The sequence below is a fragment of the Methanosarcina sp. KYL-1 genome, assembly GCF_024372725.1.
GTDB lineage: Archaea > Halobacteriota > Methanosarcinia > Methanosarcinales > Methanosarcinaceae > Methanosarcina.
In genome coordinates, this window is sequence record NZ_VOUA01000003.1 from 121,959 (window position 1) to 140,635 (window position 18,677).

At 47.3% G+C, this 18,677-nt stretch carries 13 protein-coding genes; 7 read left to right on the plus strand and 6 right to left on the minus strand.

Annotated elements, in window-relative coordinates; genetic code table 11:
* Nucleotides 1–513: 513 nt before the first annotated feature.
* Complete coding sequence (locus tag FTO70_RS04165; protein WP_255334445.1) at nucleotides 514–762, minus strand: hypothetical protein; 249 nt, start codon at nucleotides 760–762, stop codon at nucleotides 514–516.
* 277 nt (nucleotides 763–1,039) lie between these two features.
* Here FTO70_RS04165 and FTO70_RS04170 point away from each other — a divergent pair, with 277 nt between their 5' ends.
* From FTO70_RS04170 to FTO70_RS04185, 4 genes are all read left to right on the plus strand, one after another.
* On the plus strand, nucleotides 1,040–1,729 hold the full coding sequence (locus tag FTO70_RS04170; protein WP_255334446.1) for a class I SAM-dependent methyltransferase: 690 nt from the start codon (nucleotides 1,040–1,042) through the stop codon (nucleotides 1,727–1,729).
* A gap of 1,105 nt (nucleotides 1,730–2,834) precedes the next feature.
* Nucleotides 2,835–4,757 (plus strand): indolepyruvate ferredoxin oxidoreductase subunit alpha, encoded by a 1,923-nt coding sequence (iorA, locus tag FTO70_RS04175; RefSeq protein ID WP_255334447.1) that lies wholly within the window; start codon nucleotides 2,835–2,837, stop codon nucleotides 4,755–4,757.
* Nucleotides 4,754–5,344, plus strand: a complete 591-nt coding sequence (locus tag FTO70_RS04180) for an indolepyruvate oxidoreductase subunit beta (protein WP_255334448.1) — start codon at nucleotides 4,754–4,756, stop codon at nucleotides 5,342–5,344. The genes iorA and FTO70_RS04180 overlap by 4 nt, the downstream gene beginning before the upstream one ends.
* 46 nt (nucleotides 5,345–5,390) lie before the next feature.
* Nucleotides 5,391–6,698: a phenylacetate--CoA ligase family protein gene (locus FTO70_RS04185; protein WP_255334449.1), complete on the plus strand. Its 1,308-nt coding sequence runs from the start codon at nucleotides 5,391–5,393 to the stop codon at nucleotides 6,696–6,698.
* A gap of 79 nt (nucleotides 6,699–6,777) precedes the next feature.
* On the opposite strand, the gene FTO70_RS04190 is transcribed toward FTO70_RS04185, so the two are convergent.
* From FTO70_RS04190 to FTO70_RS04200, 3 genes are all read right to left on the minus strand, one after another.
* The gene (locus FTO70_RS04190) at nucleotides 6,778–7,794 is read right to left on the minus strand and encodes a mechanosensitive ion channel family protein (RefSeq protein ID WP_255334450.1); all 1,017 of its coding nucleotides are present in this window, start codon (nucleotides 7,792–7,794) and stop codon (nucleotides 6,778–6,780) included.
* Nucleotides 7,795–8,029: 235 nt separating this feature from the next.
* Complete coding sequence (locus FTO70_RS04195; protein WP_255334451.1) at nucleotides 8,030–11,902, minus strand: fasciclin domain-containing protein; 3,873 nt, start codon at nucleotides 11,900–11,902, stop codon at nucleotides 8,030–8,032.
* A gap of 644 nt (nucleotides 11,903–12,546) precedes the next feature.
* A complete protein-coding gene (locus tag FTO70_RS04200; RefSeq protein WP_255334452.1) occupies nucleotides 12,547–13,431 on the minus strand; it encodes a hypothetical protein in 885 nt (294 codons plus the stop codon).
* 411 nt (nucleotides 13,432–13,842) lie between these two features.
* On the opposite strand from FTO70_RS04200, the gene corA reads away from it, so the two are divergent.
* The 3 genes from corA to FTO70_RS04215 all read left to right on the plus strand — a co-directional run bounded on the left by corA (nucleotide 13,843) and on the right by FTO70_RS04215 (nucleotide 16,818).
* Nucleotides 13,843–14,913, plus strand: coding sequence for a magnesium/cobalt transporter CorA (gene corA, locus FTO70_RS04205; RefSeq protein WP_255334453.1), 1,071 nt, complete (start codon nucleotides 13,843–13,845; stop codon nucleotides 14,911–14,913).
* A gap of 229 nt (nucleotides 14,914–15,142) precedes the next feature.
* Nucleotides 15,143–15,886, plus strand: coding sequence for a DUF432 domain-containing protein (locus FTO70_RS04210; protein WP_255334454.1), 744 nt, complete (start codon nucleotides 15,143–15,145; stop codon nucleotides 15,884–15,886).
* Nucleotides 15,883–16,818 (plus strand): mechanosensitive ion channel family protein, encoded by a 936-nt coding sequence (locus FTO70_RS04215; RefSeq protein ID WP_255334455.1) that lies wholly within the window; start codon nucleotides 15,883–15,885, stop codon nucleotides 16,816–16,818. The genes FTO70_RS04210 and FTO70_RS04215 overlap by 4 nt, the downstream gene beginning before the upstream one ends.
* Nucleotides 16,819–17,526: 708 nt before the next feature.
* On the opposite strand, the gene FTO70_RS04220 is transcribed toward FTO70_RS04215, so the two are convergent.
* Together FTO70_RS04220 and FTO70_RS04225 are read right to left on the minus strand one after the other, a co-directional pair.
* Nucleotides 17,527–17,844 carry a pentapeptide repeat-containing protein gene (locus tag FTO70_RS04220; protein ID WP_255334456.1) on the minus strand — a complete coding sequence of 106 codons (318 nt, stop codon included), beginning with the start codon at nucleotides 17,842–17,844 and terminating at the stop codon, nucleotides 17,527–17,529.
* A complete protein-coding gene (locus tag FTO70_RS04225; RefSeq protein WP_255334457.1) occupies nucleotides 17,807–18,409 on the minus strand; it encodes an isochorismatase family cysteine hydrolase in 603 nt (200 codons plus the stop codon). Before FTO70_RS04225 ends, FTO70_RS04220 begins: the two co-directional genes overlap by 38 nt.
* Between the last annotated feature and the right edge of the window lie 268 nt (nucleotides 18,410–18,677).

Genomic DNA, 18,677 nt, shown 5'->3' on the forward strand with positions numbered 1-18,677 from the left:
TCCCGAAAACCGTTTTTCAGTCCAGGCGATGTAGAAGTTCTCCCGCCAGTTTGCCTGTGAAATACTTCCCTTTACCCTGGAAACCTTTTTTCATATTGGGTGAGAGAGGAATCTCCCCGCCAGCTTGCCTGGCGGCGCCTCCCCAAAAAACTGGACATAAAAATTGGACATAAAAATTGGACATAAAAATTGGACATAAAAACTGGACTTAAATACGAGTATTTTCAGGGAGTATGTGTTTTTCCTTTGTTTGCACCCTTTAACAGTTTATCGGTCACTTTTTCTGTCACTTTACTTTTTGACTTATCTGTTTTCTTTGTCTTCTTTTTTAATCTGGAAAAGGCCGGTCGTGCTTTCACGACCGGTGATAGCTCGGGGTTCTGCAAGCCGCGTATTTTCTGTGGAGTCCTGTTGACTGAAAAAAATCATCGAAACTTTTAAGGTGATGATGTGCAGGAAAAAGCTAAAAGGAAAAAGCTAAAAGGAAAAAAGGAAGCTTGAATATTAGGGGTTTTATTTTGTCCCGTTCTTTTTAATCTCTTCTAATATTCTCTTCTGCGTCTCTGCGATCTCTTTTAATGTTGCATTGATTTCTGTCAGAATCTCCATCGTGTCTTGTGTAATTATGGTTTCCTGGATTTCCACCAGGCACGTCTCAGTTTCTTCCATTTCTTCCCTTTGCAGTTCCCGCAGAACATCTCCCAATACGCCAAATTCACGGCTCTTTTCGTCGTTTACTGTCTCTTCATCTTCAAGATACATGCTTCTAACAATGCCGCGAAATATAAATAGATTATTTTTTGAGCTTTATAGAGAATCTACCTGAATTAGCTTTGAGAAATTGAAAACAAATATCGGATAGTTGAAAACAAATATCTGATACGGAAAACAGGGGTCAATAATGAATTAATTATGTGCGGTATAAAGGCATATGCAGTAAGAAGGAAAATGCAGTAAGAAGGAAAATGCAGTAAGAAGGAAAATGCAGTAAGAAGGAAAAGAAGAAACCGTCCCTGGTGCTAAAACCCGGAGGAAAAAAATGAGCGAAATTCAACGAAAGTTTGATGCTATTTCAAAAAAGTATGATGAACAGAGAAAGAAGTTTATACCATGCTTCGATGACTTTTATGGAACAGCGGTATCCGTGGCGTCAGTAGATGCGGAAAATCCCAGTATCCTGGATATAGGTGCCGGAACAGGCCTTCTATCGGCATTTCTAATGGAAAGATATCCGGGGGCATCATTTACGCTTATTGATATATCGGAAAAGATGCTAGATGTGGCAAAAGAAAGGTTCGGAAATAACTCTAACGTAAAATACATCGCAGCAGACTATTCAAAATATGATTTTGTGGAAAAATACGATCTGGTAGTTTCAGCCGTATCTATCCACCATCTGGAAGATGAAGAAAAAAAGGAACTTTACAGTAAAAGTTATTCCATACTTAAAGAGAACGGGGTTTTTATTAACGCTGACCAGGTACATGGAGAAACCCCTTTCATAGAAAACCTGAATAAGACAACATGGAGACAGCGTATCGAAAGCAGCGGCTTGTCCGAAGAAGAAATACTGGCTGGTTATGAAAGAGTTAAACTTGATAAGGATTCAAGCTTAGCCCAGCAGCTCGATTGGCTTAAAGAAGCAGGTTTTTGTGATGTTAGCTGCATATATAAGTACTATCAGTTTGCAGTGATGTTCGGGAGAAAACTGGATATAAATAGTATTTGAAAGTTCGATAAAGGTACAGGAAGCAGTTTCTCCGTTTTCTTTCATATCAGATTATTATTGATGGCTCTTCGTTGTTTTGTGTGTGAAGCCATCACAAAAACAAATACGGGCTTGAAGTGAAAATCACCTAATCCATAGAGAATGACGAAGAGCCTTATTGATTGACAAAACCTCGTTGCTCGCAGCGGGGTGCGTTAGTGAAACTTTTGCTTTTTGCTTTTTTATCCTGAAAGGCCAGACTTAAAACCTGGGACCGTATCCATCTGTGTTTTTGGTCATTTGAATGCCCTTTTTGGTCATTTGAATACCCTTTTTGGTCATTTGAATACCCTTTTTGGTCACACTGATATACTTTCTGGAAAAGGCCGGTCGTGCGAGCACGACCGGTGATAGCTCGGGGTTTTTCAAACATTGTTTTTCTCAGGGAGTCAGGATGACTGAAATAATGACTGACATCAGATCACCGAACTTTTGAAGGTGATTCCGAACGTGAATGAAGATTGGGTCTCGGTCCGCAAAGAGCATTTGACAGGGCTTCAAAGGGCTGAGTTTTCTCTTTTCCCTCTATTTTTTTCCACTCGTTTTATCTGCTTGTTTCTTCCCTGTCTAAAAAGGATTATGTGCCTTATTTTTGCGGAATACCGGTTTATAACTCCCTGTAGATAAATCAAAAGCTTTATATTGGAATTTCACGTACTAGTCTCAACAACGCTGTACACAGTTGTGCATTATTTTCGAAAACCGTGCAGTATAGACTTAATTGTTGTAAAGGCATTTACCGAGTCTTAAAAAGCTTTAAGTAAGGCTCCGGGAATTTCAGTTTCTCTTTAGAGCTTACTTTAAACCTTACTTTAGACCTTATTGTAGAGCTTACTATAAATCAGTCCCTTGATTAATCTCAATTAATTCCTTGATTAATCTCAATTAATTCCTTGATTAATCTCAATTAATTCCTTGATTAATCTCAATTAATTCCTTGATTAATCTCAATTAATTCCTTGATCAGTCCCGATTAATCCTTTGATTAACTACTTGATTAGTCCTGAAGTAACCTCTCGATTTAATTATCGAGTTTTTCCAATTTATCACCCAGGATATGAGATGAGTGCACTTGAATGAAAAAAAATTATTAATGGGAAATGAAGCCATTGCACTTGGAGCCATAGAAGCCGGAGTCCAGGTCGTGACGGGATACCCGGGGACCCCGTCCACCGAGGCCCTGGAGACCATCATCCGGTATTCGGGCAGCTGCGGGATCTACACCGAGTGGTCCAGCAATGAAAAGGTAGCGCTTGAAACGGCTGTGGGGGCAGCTTATTCCGGGGCAAAGGCACTTGTGACCATGAAGCAGGTGGGGCTGAACGTTGCTTCCGACCCCCTGATGAGCCTTACCTATATAGGGGTAAAGGGAGCTCTTGTCCTCCTGGTCGCCGACGACCCGGGCCCCCATTCCTCCCAGACCGAGCAGGACACGCGGGCTTTCGGGCATTTTGCAAACATTCCGGTCCTTGACCCCGCAAGCCCTCAGGAAGCCTATGAGCTGACAAAGCTGGCTTTCGAACTTTCCCACGAATTCGAAGTCCCGGTCATCCTCCGGACCACCACAAGGGTTTCCCACGGCTGCGGGGATGTGGCTGTGGCTGAGGGAGAGCCCCTGCCTGTTCAGGCAGACTGGGAAGGCTTCGTAAAGGAGAGGCGGTGGACCATTTTCCCCAGGCTTACGGCTGAGAGGCACCCCTGGCTCGAGGGCGTGCAGGTGCAGCTTTCGGAGCGCTTTTCCGGCCTCCCCTATAATTCAATATCCGGAAACGGAAAAATCGGGATCATGGCTTCCGGGGTCTCGGCCCTCTATGCAAAGGAAGCTGTAGAAGCTGTCCGGGGTTTTGAAGAGCTTTTCACCCTCTTCAGGGTCGGGACAGTCTACCCCTTCCCCGAAAAGGCGGCTCTTTCCTTCTTAAAGGGGATCGAAAAACTGGTAGTTATCGAAGAACTGGACCCGTACCTGGAAGAGCAGGCCCTCCAGCTTATAGGAAAGGCCCATCTCCCTGTGGACGTCTACGGAAAAAAGAACGGCTTTTTCCCTGTCAGTGGGGAATATTCCGTGGACCTGGTGGTCGATGGCATCAACCGGGTACTTGAAAGGCTGGGAGAAAGCGTCCGCCTTTCCCATGCGGTTCCTGCCGTCTCCAGGGAAGAGCTTCCGCCCCTCCCGGTCCGGGCTCCGACCCTCTGTGCGGGCTGCATGCACAGGACCGTATTTTATGCTTTTAAGCAGGCTGGAAAGCAGTTCAAGAAAGAGTCTGAAGTTGACACGATTTTTTCCGGGGACATCGGCTGTTACACCCTCGGAAATGCCCACCCCCTGAACATGGTGGACACCTGCCTCTGCATGGGAGCGGGCGTGAGCATAGCAGGCGGGCTATCCCGCACAAACCCCGGGGCAAAGCATGTCGCTTTCATCGGGGACTCCACCTTTTTCCACTCCGGCATCCCTGCAGTGGTAAACGCCGTCTACAACGGGGCAAACATCACTCTTGCCGTTCTGGACAACCGCACCACCGCCATGACAGGGCACCAGCCCCATCCGGGAATAGGGGTTACGGCCCTCGGGAGTGCTTCAAAAGCCATTGACATTGCAACCCTGGTCAGGAGCTGCGGGGTCGAATTTGTAAAGGCGGTAGACGTCGAAAGCCTGGCCGCGTGCATTGAAGCCGCAAGGGAAGCCCTGGAATTTGAAGGGCCTTCGGCTGTGGTTTTCAAAGGCAGGTGCGTGGGGATTACAAAGTCCGTTTCTCGCTGCACAATTGACCCTGAAACCTGTACAGGTTGCGGTTTCTGTGTAAAGCAGCTCGGCTGCCCTGCCCTGGCCCTTCCTGCAGGAGAAGATAAGCCTATAATCCAGAACAGCTGCAGCGGCTGCGGGCTCTGTGCTGAGATCTGCCCTTCGGGGGCTATCAGGGTTGAAGGGATAAAGCAGGAAGTAAAGCAGGAAGTAAAGCAGGAAGTAAAGCAGGAGGTGAAGCGGTGAAATACGATATTCTCATTGCAGGCGTAGGCGGGCAGGGGGTTGTGCTGGCCTCCCGCATGCTTGCGCTTGCAGCCATGAAAGCCGGCTACCACGTTAGCACGGCCGAGACCATAGGAATGTCCCAGCGGGAAGGTTCCGTGAGCAGCCATATAAGGATTGGAGAGGATGTCTCGGGTTCCCTTATCCCGGCCGGGCAGGCGGACCTGCTGCTGGGCCTCGAACCCGCAGAAACCGTAAGGAACATTCCTTTCCTGAAAAAAGCCGGGAAAGCCATAGTGAACACCCATGCAGTCCCTCCGGCTTCAAAGCCGCCGGGAAGCCCCGAGTACGACCCGGAAGCCCTGCTGTCCTTCCTTAAAGCGAGCTGTCCTGGCCTCCTCTGCCTCGATTTCACAGAGCTTGCAGAAGAGGCGGGCACCTATAAAGCCGCAAACGTCGCGATGCTTGGGGCAGCTGCCGGGGCAGGAACACTGCCTTTTTCGGAAGAAGCCCTGCAGGCAGTGCTGGAAGCTGAAATTCCCGAAAAGTACAGGGCCGTGAACAGAAAAGCATTTGAAATTGCCAGGGACCGTATATCCGGTCTTTGATTATCCGATCTTTAATTATCCGGTCTTTGATTAAAGGTGAAATGATATGTATGAAGCATCCGTGGAGTCTGAACTTGATCCCAATGCCCAGCTTTACCATCCCGAACTCTCGGAAGAAGATACTCTTGCAAAACTGAAGGCACTGCTGAAGCGGGTAGCTGAGGGCAGCCCCTTTTACCAGAAGAAATTCAAGGAAGCAAACGTGGATATCGAGAAAATCGAGACCCTCGAAGACCTGAAACATCTTCCCTTCACGAACAAGGAAGAGCTGAGAGACGCCTACCCCCTGGGACTGCAGGCAGTGCCTGAACCCGAGGTCGTCAGGATCCATTCCTCTTCCGGGACCACCGGAAAGCCTGTGATCATTCCTTACACGCGAAAAGACGTGGACACCTGGGCCGAGATGATGATGCGCTGCTACATGATGGCAGGCCTGACCAATATGGACAGGATCCAGATCACACCCGGGTACGGGCTCTGGACTGCAGGGATCGGGTTCCAGCTCGGGGCCGAACGCCTGGGGGCCATGGCTATTCCCACAGGGCCCGGAAACACCGAAAAGCAGCTCGAGATGCTCACCGACCTGAAGTCAACAGCCCTTGCAAGCACCTCTTCCTACGCGCTTCTCCTGGCCGAGGAAATCGAAAAGCGAGGCTTAAAGGACAGGATCCACCTGAAAATCGGGATCGTGGGTTCCGAGCGCTGGAGTGAAAAGATGCGAAACAGGATCGAAACCGAGCTGGGAGTCGAAACTTTTGACATCTACGGGCTGACTGAAATCTACGGGCCCGGGATTGCCCTGGACTGCTCCTGCCATGAGGGAATGCACTACTGGTCCGACCACCTGCTCTTCGAGATCATTGACCCGATTACGGGAGAACAGCTCCCCGAAGGCACGCTCGGGGAACTGGTGATCACCACACTCACAAAAGAAGGCGCACCCCTTATCCGCTACAGGACAAGGGACCTGACCCGCATAATCCCGGGCTCCTGCCCCTGCGGCTGCCCCTTCCCGAGAATCGACCGGATCCTCGGAAGGTCTGACGACCGCATCAAGTTCAAGGCCGTAAACATCTATCCCGGGCAGATCGAAGACATCATCCACAGGGTCCCCGGAGTAAGCAGCGAATACCAGATCCTCCTTACCCGCAGGGACGGCAGGGACAGCATGCTCTTCAAAGTCGAGATCGAAGGGGCCGAAGACCCCGTAAGAAAAGGAAAAACCGAAAAAGCCCTGGGAAAAGCTTTCAAGGACTTTATCGGGGTAACCGTGGATATTGAAGGTGTAAAACTCGGGGAACTTCCCCGCAGCATGAAAAAGACAAAAAGAGTGATCGATGAAAGGGAGCTTTGAAAGCCCTTTCATCTTTTGAAAGTCTTTTAATATACTTATTTTCCCGTATTTCCCATTAGTCTTCTTTTCCTGAAGAAAATTATTCAGAGGCGGGTTTTTCCGCGTTAATATCTTTTTTGTACACGATTGTCCTGTAGGGGAAGGGGATCTCGATGCCTTCTTCATCAAAGCGTTTTTTGATTGCTTCCCTGAGTTCGCATCCTGAACTGTATGCAACACTCCGGTCCCTGAACCAGACGAGCAGCCTCATGTTCACTGCGAAATCCCCGAGTTCAGTGACGTATACTTCGACTTCTCCTCTTTCCCTGAAGTCCGGGTCCACCGCGTGCAGCGTGGGAAAGTCCAGGAGCCCCGATTTAAGGGTATCGGATTTCAGGATGCCTGGCTTTATCACGCTGTATTCTATGTTCTGTGGGGGCATGACATTTGGGTGTTTTCTAGCTTCCTCGATCATTATCTTCCTTGCCTGGTCAATGTCGGAGTCGTAGCTGATCCCCACATTCACGGACCAGATAATCGCCGGGTCCTCGATGGTCCAGTTAATTATGGACTCGTTGCTTATGATCGAGTTGGGGATGATCAGGCGCCGGTTGTCCCATGTGGTGATTACCGTATGCCTGAGGTTCAGGTCAGTGACTTTCCCGTACTCGTTCATGATGTTAAGCCGGTCTCCTACCCTGAAGGGCTGGAAAATAGCAAGGGAAAGCCCTGCAATGATATTGCTCAGGGTGTTCTGGGCGGCAAAACCTATGATGATACCCGCAACCCCCGCCCCTGTAAAGAGAGCGACAGAAAGGCTTCTGAGGTCAGGGATGCTGAAGATGATGGTTATCAGGCCCAGGAAATAAACTGCTGAAACCGTGATATGCCTCAACATCCGAAAAGCCGTGATGTCCATATGAAGCCTATCACTGGCTTTTTTGAAGTAACTCTCCATAAGATGGTTTACCAGCCTTGCAACGATAATGGTGCCTGCAGCTACCAAAATGATGAAAATGATCCTGCCCAGGTTGTTAGATAACCAGAGGAAAGCATTTCCTATATCTTCATCAATATAGGACAGGCTTTCGGCAAGGGTGGATTGCAATATCTGCATGGTACTGAATGTATCGGGAAGCCCTATATAAGCATTGACGTGTGCAATTGCAGGAAAAACAGGACAAAATTAAAAAGTAAATAAAAAGTTAAGGGCTTTAATAGCCGTTATTTGCCCTTTTCTTTTTCACTTTTCTCTTTCAGTTTTTTACTTTTTACTTTTTTTCTTTTTCACTTTTCTTTTTCACTTTTTATATTCCATATTTCGATTTTTTGAATATCTCCGGAAATGTCTCTCAGGCAAGTACGGTTTCCTCCTTCACGTATACCCAGTACCCGTCGTAAGGTTTCACTTCAAAGATGTCTGTCCCTACCTGGTTCCCGTTAAGCTCCCCGGTCAGGCCGTTGTAGCCCACAAATGCATACGAACCGTAGCCGGTCTCGTCAGGGACCCAGGGGCCGATGACCTTTACATAGGAGTCGTTGATGGTTATGAACGTGGTATCGGCAGTCAGGTTGTACTCCGAAGGTGATCCGACGGCGTTCCAGCCAGGGTACAGTTTCATGCTTGGCGGGACTGCAGCAACTTTCTTCGCAGCGGAAGAGAACTGTTCGGAGGCGTTGAATTCGGTTTCTGGCGGGATGTTGATCCAGTATCCCTTCAGGGGTTCGATGTACAGGACATCTTCATAGAGCATGCTCGAACTGTTATAGTAGATCAGGGCATTGAAGTCCACGCCTGCAAGCAGGGAATCGACACTCGTATCCTCTGCCTCGAATGGGATCGAGAAGAAGTACCATGTTGTTGGCGGCTCTTCCGGCGGGATCAGTACAGCATCAATTGCATGAATGACCCCGTTGCTGGCTTCAATGTCTGCTACGATGATCTTTGCATCTCCTATAAAGATGCCTTCTTCCGTGACGTTGACAGTCTGGTTGCTTCCCTGGAGAGTCGTGACATTCGTCACGTTTTGCAGGTCCACTTCCATCAGTTTCTCTTCAGCCACATGGTACAGGAGGATTTCAGTCAGCATCTCCGTGTCGTTCTGGAGGGCTGCTATGGTCTCGTTGGGCAGGGCTGCAAATGCATCGTCCGTCGGGGCAAATACCGTGTACGGTCCTTCTCCCCTCAGGGTCTCTGTCAGGTTTGCAGTTTCGAGAGCCTCCAGAAGCGCCGTGAAGTTCCCGTAAGCTTCTGCCGTGTCGATGATGTCCATTTCCTCTGGAGGTGCTTCCGGCGGGATCAGCACAGCGTCAATGGCATGAATGACCCCGTTGCTGGTTTCAATGTCAGCTATTATGATCTTTGCATCTCCCACAAAGATGCCTTCTTCCGTGGCATTGACGGTCAGGTTGCTTCCCTGGAGAGTCGTGACGTTTGTCACGTTTTGGAGGTCTGCTTCCATCAGTTTTCCTTCAGCCACGTGGTACAGGAGGATGTCTTTCAGCACCGTATCGTTCTGGAGAGCTTCTACGGTTTCGTTGGGCAGTGCTGCAAATGCATCGTCCGTCGGGGCAAATACCGTGTACGGTCCTTCTCCCTTCAGGGTTTCTGTCAGGTTTGCAGTCTCGATAGCTCCCAGAAGCGCTGTGAAGTTCCCGGTCTCGTTGGCTGTTTCGATTATGTCCACCAGTTCCACAGGAGGTTCTTCCGGCGGGATCAGCACAGCGTCAATTGCATGAATGACCCCGTTGCTGGCTTCAATGTCTGCTACGATGATCTTTGCATCTCCTATAAAGATGCCTTCTTCCGTGACGTTGACAGTCTGGTTGCTTCCCTGGAGAGTCGTGACATTCGTCACGTTTTGCAGGTCCACTTCCATCAGTTTCTCTTCAGCCACATGGTACAGGAGGATTTCAGTCAGCATCTCCGTGTCGTTCTGGAGGGCTGCTATGGTCTCGTTGGGCAGGGCTGCAAATGCATCGTCCGTCGGGGCAAATACCGTGTACGGTCCTTCTCCCCTCAGGGTCTCTGTCAGGTTTGCAGTTTCGAGAGCCTCCAGAAGCGCCGTGAAGTTCCCGTAAGCTTCTGCCGTGTCGATGATGTCCATTTCCTCTGGAGGTGCTTCCGGCGGGATCAGCACAGCGTCAATGGCATGAATGACCCCGTTGCTGGTTTCAATGTCAGCTATTATGATCTTTGCATCTCCCACAAAGATGCCTTCTTCCGTGGCATTGACGGTCAGGTTGCTTCCCTGGAGAGTCGTGACGTTTGTCACGTTTTGGAGGTCTGCTTCCATCAGTTTTCCTTCAGCCACGTGGTACAGGAGGATGTCTTTCAGCACCGTATCGTTCTGGAGAGCTTCTACGGTTTCGTTGGGCAGTGCTGCAAATGCATCGTCCGTCGGGGCAAATACCGTGTACGGTCCTTCTCCCTTCAGGGTTTCTGTCAGGTTTGCAGTCTCGATAGCTCCCAGAAGCGCTGTGAAGTTCCCGGTCTCGTTGGCTGTTTCGATTATGTCCACCAGTTCCACAGGAGGTTCTTCCGGCGGGATCGGCTCTTCTGCGACTGTGATGTTCACGAGGTATTTCGTTTCTTCAAGTACCGGTTCCCCTCCTTCTTCAAGAGTGTACCAGAAGCTCACAGTATCTCCGGCAGCCACGGTGTTCAGTCCGAAAGCCTCGGGAGCCTGTTCCCCGTTTATGAAGATGTACCAGGCCTCAAAAGTTTCGGGGCTGTTTTCAAACCCGTCGATACTCTCAAGGAGGAATCCTCCGGTGCTTTCGAACGCCTCATCCGAGGCATTGAAGGAAAGCTCGCTTGCATACAGGGCTCCGAGGTCGGTGAAATTGTCGATCTCGTAGCTTGCAGTGGCGTTGTTGCTAGGCACGAAGGTGAAGTTGCCAGGGGTGAGAGTGACGTTGTCGTCAAAGAGCACCTCAGCTCCTTCTTCCTCCGGCAGGGTCAGCACAGCGTCAATGACGTGGATTACCCCATTGCTGGTTTCAATGTCAGACTGTATGATCTTTGCGTTCCCCACAAAGATGCCTTCTTCCGTGACATTGACAGGCAACAGGCTTCCCTGGAGGGTGGTGATGCTTGTCAGGTTTACCACATCTGCTTCCATCAGTTCACCAGGGGCTACGTGATAGAGCAAGATGTTTGTCAGCATATTCGGGTCATTGACGATGGCGTCGATGGTCTCATTCGGCAGGGCCTCAAATGCATCATCCGTCGGGGCAAATACCGTGTATGGTCCTTCTTCTCTCAGGGTATCTGTCAGGTTTGCAGCATCAAGCGCTGCCAGGAGTGCCGTGAAGTTCCCGTCAGCTTCTGCCGTGTCGATGATGTCCGGAACTGCAGCTTCTTCTGCAACCAATATATTTACAACAAATTTTGCTTCCTCGAGTACAGGTTCTCCTCCTTCTTCAAGGGCGTACAGGAAACTGACGTTGTCGCCGGCAAGCACAGGGTTCATGCCGATATCCTCAGGAGCCGTTTCGCCGTTTATCAGAATGAACCATTTCTCCTGGGTTGCATTGTCGTTTTGTATCCCATCTATACTCTCAAGTATGAGGGATTTCTCTGTCATGTTTCCGTTTCCATTCCCGGCCATTTTCCCCATTTCGGATACCTTGAAATCAAGGCCTGTTGCTACGAGGGCTCCCAGGTCCGTGAAGTTGTCGATCTCATAGCTTGCAGTGGCGTTGTTGCTGGGAACGAAGGTGAAGTTGCCCGGGATAAGGGTTACGGTGTCGTTATAAAGCTCCTCAGGCCCTTCTTCCGGCGGGAGAAGCACGGCATCTATCACATGGATGACCCCGTTGTTGGCAAAGATGTCCGTTTCGGTGAGATTCGCATCTCCCACCATAAGCCCGGTTTCAGTCACTGTTATCGGGAAGGTGGTCCCCTGGATGGTCGTGACGTTTGTCTGGTTGCTCAGGTTTTCTTCTGTCAGGTTACCCTCAACAACGTGGTTCAGAAGGATTCCACTCAGGGTTTCTGTATCGTTGAGGAGGGCTTCCAGCGTCCCTTCGGGTAGAGCTTCAAAAGCCTCATTCGTCGGGGCAAAGACCGTGTAGGGGCCTTCTTCACTGAGTGTGGAATTCAGGCCCGTGACGTTCAGAGCTTCCGTGAGCTTGCTGAAGTTTTCATCCCCTGCTGCTATTTCCGCTACATTCTTTTGCGCATCTTCTTCCAGCGCCCAGGCAGCGGCGCAGGAGACCATGCTCAAAAGTAGCAAAAATATCAAAGTATTCACTATATGGTTCAAAATTGACCTAATTTTGATTCCCCCATTCTATTTCTCCCATCAGACGCAAACAGGGTTCGGATCTGATTGAGATTTTTCTTTGTGTGAATATTTATGAATTCAAGTTTAATATATCATAAAAAAAGTATTTGTATTTTGTTATTTATATTATTTAATAATGAATATTATTTTTATTATATAATTTATTCTAACTCTTATAAATAAGGAAGTTCCCAATCTTTGGGGCTGTTTCCCTGCATTTTGATTTTGTGCTAATAGGTATGAAAAACTTCCGGGTAATCGTTTCCGAAGCCCCGGAGGCTCTTTAAGGCATACCTGCAGTCTGCACGCTCTCAAGGAGTGTTACCTTTTGAATTTCATATGCGTAAAAAAAGAATGTGAAATTGAGGATATATATATCGAATAATTTTTATCTTTTTCCAGTTACTGGAAAATCGGGCTAAATAGTCTTAAAAAGTTGCCTTACTCTAGTCAGAATACAAAGATGTTTTAGTTAGAATATTTTTCATATGTTGCAGGTGACGAGCCTGGAAAGCAGGGAATAATAAAGCAAAATTCAGGAAGGACTCAGAGGAGAAAAAAGTAGAGAAAAGGAAGGGTTACTTCCTTTCTTTCGCATAGGCTACAATTGCGTCCTTGATTCCGTACTTAAAGGCAATGACGATTGCAATCCCCCACGCAAGCGGCCCGAAGAAGAGGTAGAGGATGCCTGTGTCGATGAGCATTGTGTCCAGGGCGAGGAGGATTACGATAAGCAGCAAAAATCCCCTCAGGAGCGGGACTATGATGTCTGCCCCTTCGATGTTCATGCCTTTTACAGTGCTGCTCAGGTAGTCCATGATAAAGTCAATGGCAAGAATTCCGACAAGCAGGATCAGGATCCCGGTGAAGAGGCGCGGCAGGTACGCGGTGATGTCGATCAGGAACTGCGTAAACATGGTAAGCTTTAAGATGTCCACCGCAGCCGTGAGGAAGATCAGGTACCCGAAGAGCCTTATAATCCCGGCAATTATCCCTGAAGTAGTCATTCCCCCTGCCTTCATGGAAGCCCCGAAGGGGGTCTTTTCCAGTTTTTCATCGACTCCGATTGCGGCAAGCAGCGTTTTTACAGTGTTGCTGATGAAATCAACGATCAGCAGTCCTAGCAGCAGGACGATAAAGGCGGAAATGATGAGGGGGATGTACAGGATAATCTCGGTAATGAAGGTTGCCACAATCTGGATGTCCAGGAGGTCTATGATAATCACGGCAAAGATGATATAGATGAACCAGCGGATCACCACTGCAAAAAAGCCCACCGTACTCATGTCCGCTTTTTTTATCATGCCTCCGATGACGGTTTTGTCAATCAGGTCGTCAAGCCCTATTTTGTCCAGCACTTTTGAGCCAAGGTTTCCTACAATGTTCCCTACTATTTTTCCCACAATAATGAGAAGAATAACTGCTACAAGAGTTGGAATAAAAGAAATGAACTGATCTGCCATACCAAGTAAACTATTCATGATTTCCGATTGAACCAAAGTAACCACTCCCAATATTTTAAACCGAATCAGACGATTTCTCCCTATTCCCCTTTTTCAGGAGAAACATCTCATTATATATTCAGCTCATTATATTATCTGATATATAATACATATATTTATCTGGTTACCTTAGTTAAGAAAAACTCCCTCTTTTCTTCATAGTTACGGTAATCAAAATTGGTCGGAAGGGTAGCAACCAATCGGCAGGTCGGAAAAAGCGTCTTTGAACACTGTGGACAGAAACTTCAATTAAGGATAGGCCCAATTTGTATTTGTATCTGTATTTGTATTAGAGTTCCAGTTCGTATCGCTGTAAGTCCGGTTACCATTTGCCGTACAAATCCAATTTGTATTCGACTGCGAGGTAGATCCGTGAAACCTGGGATGTTTGGAAAAAAGAAATCGAAGGTCGGGCTTGCCCCGGGGACACTTGTCCACGTGGGCGAAAAAAAGGCAGAAAGGGTCGTTATCAGGGTTTGGGCCTATAACAACGGCGAATTCATTGAGAAGGAACTGCAAAGTGTTGAGGAATGCCTGGCCTTTAAGGAAAAAACCGAAATGAACGTCTGGATCAACGTGGACGGTCTCGACCGCGTTGAGGTAATTGAAAAGCTCGGGAAATATTTCGAGATCCATCCCCTTACCCTCGAAGATGTGCTCAACACCGGGCAGCGGCCAAAGATGGAAGATTACGAATCCTACATCTATACTGTCTTAAAAATGATGTTTCTTGACAGGGAAAAGGAAGAAATCGTCATGGACCAGGTGAGCATCATCCTTGGCCCCAAATATATCCTTTCTTTCCAGGAAAGGGAAGGAGACGTTTTCGACCCTATACGGGAACGGCTCAGGAACCCCAATTCCAGGCTCCGAAAGACAGGGGTCGACTACCTGGCTTACGGCCTGATCGATGCTGTTATAGATAACTACTTTTTGATCCTCGAGCATTTCGGGGAAAAGATAGAGGACCTTGAAGATGAGCTTATCGTGAATCCGAAACCCGATACCCTGCAAACAATCCAGAGATATAAACGGGACATGATCCTTCTCCGGAAATCCGTCTGGCCCCTGAGGGAACTTATAAACGGGCTGCAGAAGATCGAGTCCGGGCTCATCAGGGAGTCAACCCAGATCTACCTCCGGGATATCTATGACCACACAATCCAGGTCATAGACGCAATCGAAGCTTTCAGGGATATCCTCTCTTCCATGCTCGACGTCTATCTCTCCAGTTTGAGCAACAGGATGAACGACATTATGAAAGTCCTGACGATCATCGCCACGATATTCATCCCCCTTACCTTCATTGCAGGCGTCTACGGCATGAACTTCGAATACATGCCCGAACTAAGATGGCAATGGGGCTATCCGGCAGTCATGGCTTTCATGGCTCTGGTAGGGTTTGTAATGTTTGCCTACTTTAAGAAGAGAAAATGGCTTTAAGCCGGAAGGTAAGGGCTTTCCTCTTTTTTCTTTTTACCCTCTTTCCTTTCCCCTTGCCTTTTTTTCCATTTTCTTCTCTATTTTTTTTCCTTTTTCTTTTTCTGCCCTTATCTTCCTTTTCAGCCATTTTTAAATTTATTACAATGTTATTTTTTTTATAATGGTTAGGATGTATAGTTAGTAAATTTGTTTAAAAAATTTGAATGATGGAAGAATGATTGGAATAAACATGTACGGCTATCATGAACTCCCTTTTTCGGTGGAGCAGGAAGGAATTTCAATCTCCATGGAAAGGGTTGGAGAGCGGTGGGTATACAGGAGGACCTTCGGGTCCGATGAGGTGGAAAAGCTTGTCCTGGGAAATGATAAGAGCCTCATCATAAACCCCGTAGAGCCCCTGAACACCCCCAAGGAGATCACCCCCAACCTGTTGATCGAGTTTGAAAAAACGCTGCTCCTGGGAGCAGGAGAAAAACAGCAGATCTTTTTGACCTTCCCGGTTGAGATAGGGATCTTTATCTCGGAAAAGGCAAACAAGAACCTTGAAATCCTTGACGTGCTGAGCCTTGTGAAGCAGAAGTTCACCCTCTACGGAGAGGTTTCAAACGGGGTGGTCTGCAAGTACTGGAAGAGCCGGGTCTACACATCGCCTCCTTCCCTTAACCCCCTGGAGGAAGGGGTCATGGAACTGACGCTCCGGAATACTTCTTCCGAATGGGTGAAGATCTCAAAGGCGGTTTTCAATGCCTACGGGATGAAACTGTACTACGACGGGGATGTCTTCATGAAGGCAAGGATGGATATCCTCAACAAGAACTCGGCTGAAACGGGTTTCGAGCTCATGCCTCCTGAAGGGGGGCGGAAGGGAGCCCTCCTGAAAGATAAGAGAGCCAGGAAAGAGGCTTTCGGGATTTACGGTCTCAGGAAGCTTGGCCTTGTACCCCTCAAGTTTTACATGGGGTGGGGGCTGTGATCCCGGACATAAATTTCTCGGACATTAACTTCTTTGACTATGCCCTGTACAAGACCACCATGAACGGTGAAGTTCATAACGTCACCCTGGGCGCCCTTTTAAAGTTCGTCCTCGTCCTCGCCCTTTCGGTAATTGCTGCCAGGATCATTACGATTTACCTGCGCAGGTCTCTTCAGGATAAGGTAAGCAAGGATGTCCTCGAAGCCGTAATCAAGCTCCTGTATTACGGCACACTGGGCGTTGTCTTCATCTCAATCCTTCCTCTTATAGGGCTTGACCCCTCAGGGCTGCTGCTGGCCGGAGGAGTTGCCGGTATCGTAATCGGTTTTGCGAGCCAGAACATTGTGGGAAACCTTGTTTCGGGTTTCTTCCTGATGATCGAGCGCCCCATTAAAATCGGGGACCAGGTGGAAGTCAACGGGATATCGGGCTACGTAAGCGATATCCGCATAATTTCCACCCTTGTCAGGACCTATGACGGGCTCCTGGTCCGCATCCCCAACGAGCAGGTCTTCACCACAAACATCACAAACCTCGTAGGCCACCCGGTCAGGAGGTTTGAGTACACCGTCGGGATCCGCTACAGTGACGACGCTGATGCTGCAATCTGGATCATTAAAGATCTGATCGACAAAGAGCCCTTTGCCCTCCAGAGTCCCTCCCCCTCGGTTTTCGTAAACGAGCTTGGAGACAGCTCGGTAAACATCGTTGTGAGGGTCTGGGCACCGGTAAGTGAATGGTTCGGGCTCAAAACAAGGCTGCTCTGGAACATAAAAAAGACCCTTGAAGAAAACGGCATAGAAGTCCCCTTCCCACAGCGGGTACTCCACTTTGAAACCGGGGCTAAAAAAGGGCAGAAGGTTATAGAGGAAATGAAAGAGGCAGAAGAAATAGAAAACGTGTTAAATCATGAAGAAAGGACGTTGTATTAAATGAAATTGAATGAAATTGAATTAAATTGAATGAAATTGAATGAGGGGAACAGGAAGAAGAGGCTCCTGAGCAACAGGAGGTTCCTGGGTACTGGTTTCCGGACTCGGTTTATCATCCCCGGTACTCAGTCCTTTATCCCCTGATTCACTTCTTCATCCCCTTTACTTTCTCTCTTTTCTTTTTCTTTCCTCTTTTTCTTTCCTCTTTTTCTTTCCTCTTTTTCTTTGATCTTCCCCCTCTACAAGGATGATATTTATTCGATTAAATAGAAAAATAAAACCTTTTTTGATTTGCTTTTCAGGTACCGTAACTCTCACCGGGTGCGAAGCATAGCGAAGCAGCCGGCCTTTTCCATAGGTGTATATGAATAAGCGAAAGAGCATCAAATTACTTAGAAAAGGGCATTTAGATAACCAAAAAAGTTATCAGAATGACTGAGATGTGGCATTGAAATAAACAAAAAAGTCATCAGAATAACTGAGAAAAGGCATTTAGATGACCAAAAAGGGCATCTGAATGACTGAATAAGGTATTAGGATAAGCAAAAAGAGGATTCAGGTGACTAATGGACTGGTTAAGAAAAAATACAAGATAAGGAAAAAACACAAGGTTCAATTTGAGTTAGTGCTCTGGTCGTCACAACCTGAAAATATATTTATCCATTATATTTTGAACTTCTTTTAGAGAGAACTATTATATTTCTTATTTTATTTTTGGGAGGCGCCGCCAGGCAAGCTGGCGGGTGATTCCCGCATCAACCAGAATGAAAAACGGTTTCCGGGGTAAAGGGAAGTAATTCCTCTCATGTTAATTCCTCTCATGTTAATTCCCCTCCTATTAATTCCCCTCATGTTAATTCCTCTCATGTTAATTCCCCTCCTATTAATTCCCCTCATGTTAATTCCTCTCATGTTAATTCCTCTCATGTTAATTCCTCTCATGTTAATTCCTCTCATGTTAATTTCCCTCCTATTAATTTCCCTCCTATTAATTCCTCTCATCTTCTTTTTCTTTCCTTTCTTCAAGGGCATCCCGGATTTTTTTGACAGTACGAGCTCCCGGAGTACCTTTCATGTTGTGGGGCGGCCACTGCCCGGATTTGATTTCTTCCGAGTTTTCATCGTGCTCATCTTCGAGGAGCAGGATGAGTTCGATGTCGTCGGGAATGTCGTTTACCATCTTTGCCCCGCAGACCTCGAGTTCTCCCAGGGCTTCTTTTCCTTTTGCTTCGTCGAAGGAGACAGTGCAGCCTTTTACGACATTTGTCCGAAAGCCTCTCTCAAGAAAGCCGAGAGAGTTGTGGTATATGCAGACCTCGTCAACCAGGCCTGTTATGAACACCTCTCCAATGCCCATTTCCGCAAGCTCCAGTTCCAGTTTCGGGTTTGTGAAAGCATTGTAGTGGTCTTTAGGAAGCCTGAGCACCGGGGCATTTCCCGATTTGTAAACTTTTTTCATAAGTTTCACTATCGGGTCCACGATTGTCTTTCCCAGGGGAGCTACGAGGCCGCCTTCATATTCCCTTCCTTCATGTTCGTATTTCTCGTATACGAAATCGTTTGTCATGTCTATGATAACCAGTGCTTTCAAGCTTTCACCCTTATCTTTATCCTTTAATCCATCTTGTCTCTTATCTTCTATTTGCGTTATTTACGATAAGTTTACCTCAGAAGCCTTTTTTGAAGTAATTTTTCCTGGACAAGCATGACAATATAAAAACACTTAAAATATAAAAACACTTAATACTTATATAAATATAATAATACTCAATTGTTTAGTCCAATTTTGTACTAAAAAATTAGTATGTTATTTTTTGAAATGTACTTGTTATTTCGCTTTTAAGCCGATTATGAAGCTT

Excerpts from the sequence above, each read along its gene's own strand:
- FTO70_RS04190 (WP_255334450.1), bottom strand. The coding sequence starts at position 7,794 with ATGCAGATATTGCAATCCACCCTTGCCGAAAGCCTGTCCTATATTGAT.
- FTO70_RS04195 (WP_255334451.1), bottom strand. The coding sequence starts at position 11,902 with ATGGTCTCCTGCGCCGCTGCCTGGGCGCTGGAAGAAGATGCGCAAAAG.
- FTO70_RS04185 (WP_255334449.1), top strand. The coding sequence starts at position 5,391 with ATGTATGAAGCATCCGTGGAGTCTGAACTTGATCCCAATGCCCAGCTT.
- FTO70_RS04165 (WP_255334445.1), bottom strand. The coding sequence starts at position 762 with ATGTATCTTGAAGATGAAGAGACAGTAAACGACGAAAAGAGCCGTGAA.
- FTO70_RS04210 (WP_255334454.1), top strand. The coding sequence starts at position 15,143 with ATGTACGGCTATCATGAACTCCCTTTTTCGGTGGAGCAGGAAGGAATT.
- FTO70_RS04200 (WP_255334452.1), bottom strand. The coding sequence starts at position 13,431 with ATGGCAGATCAGTTCATTTCTTTTATTCCAACTCTTGTAGCAGTTATT.
- FTO70_RS04170 (WP_255334446.1), top strand. The coding sequence starts at position 1,040 with ATGAGCGAAATTCAACGAAAGTTTGATGCTATTTCAAAAAAGTATGAT.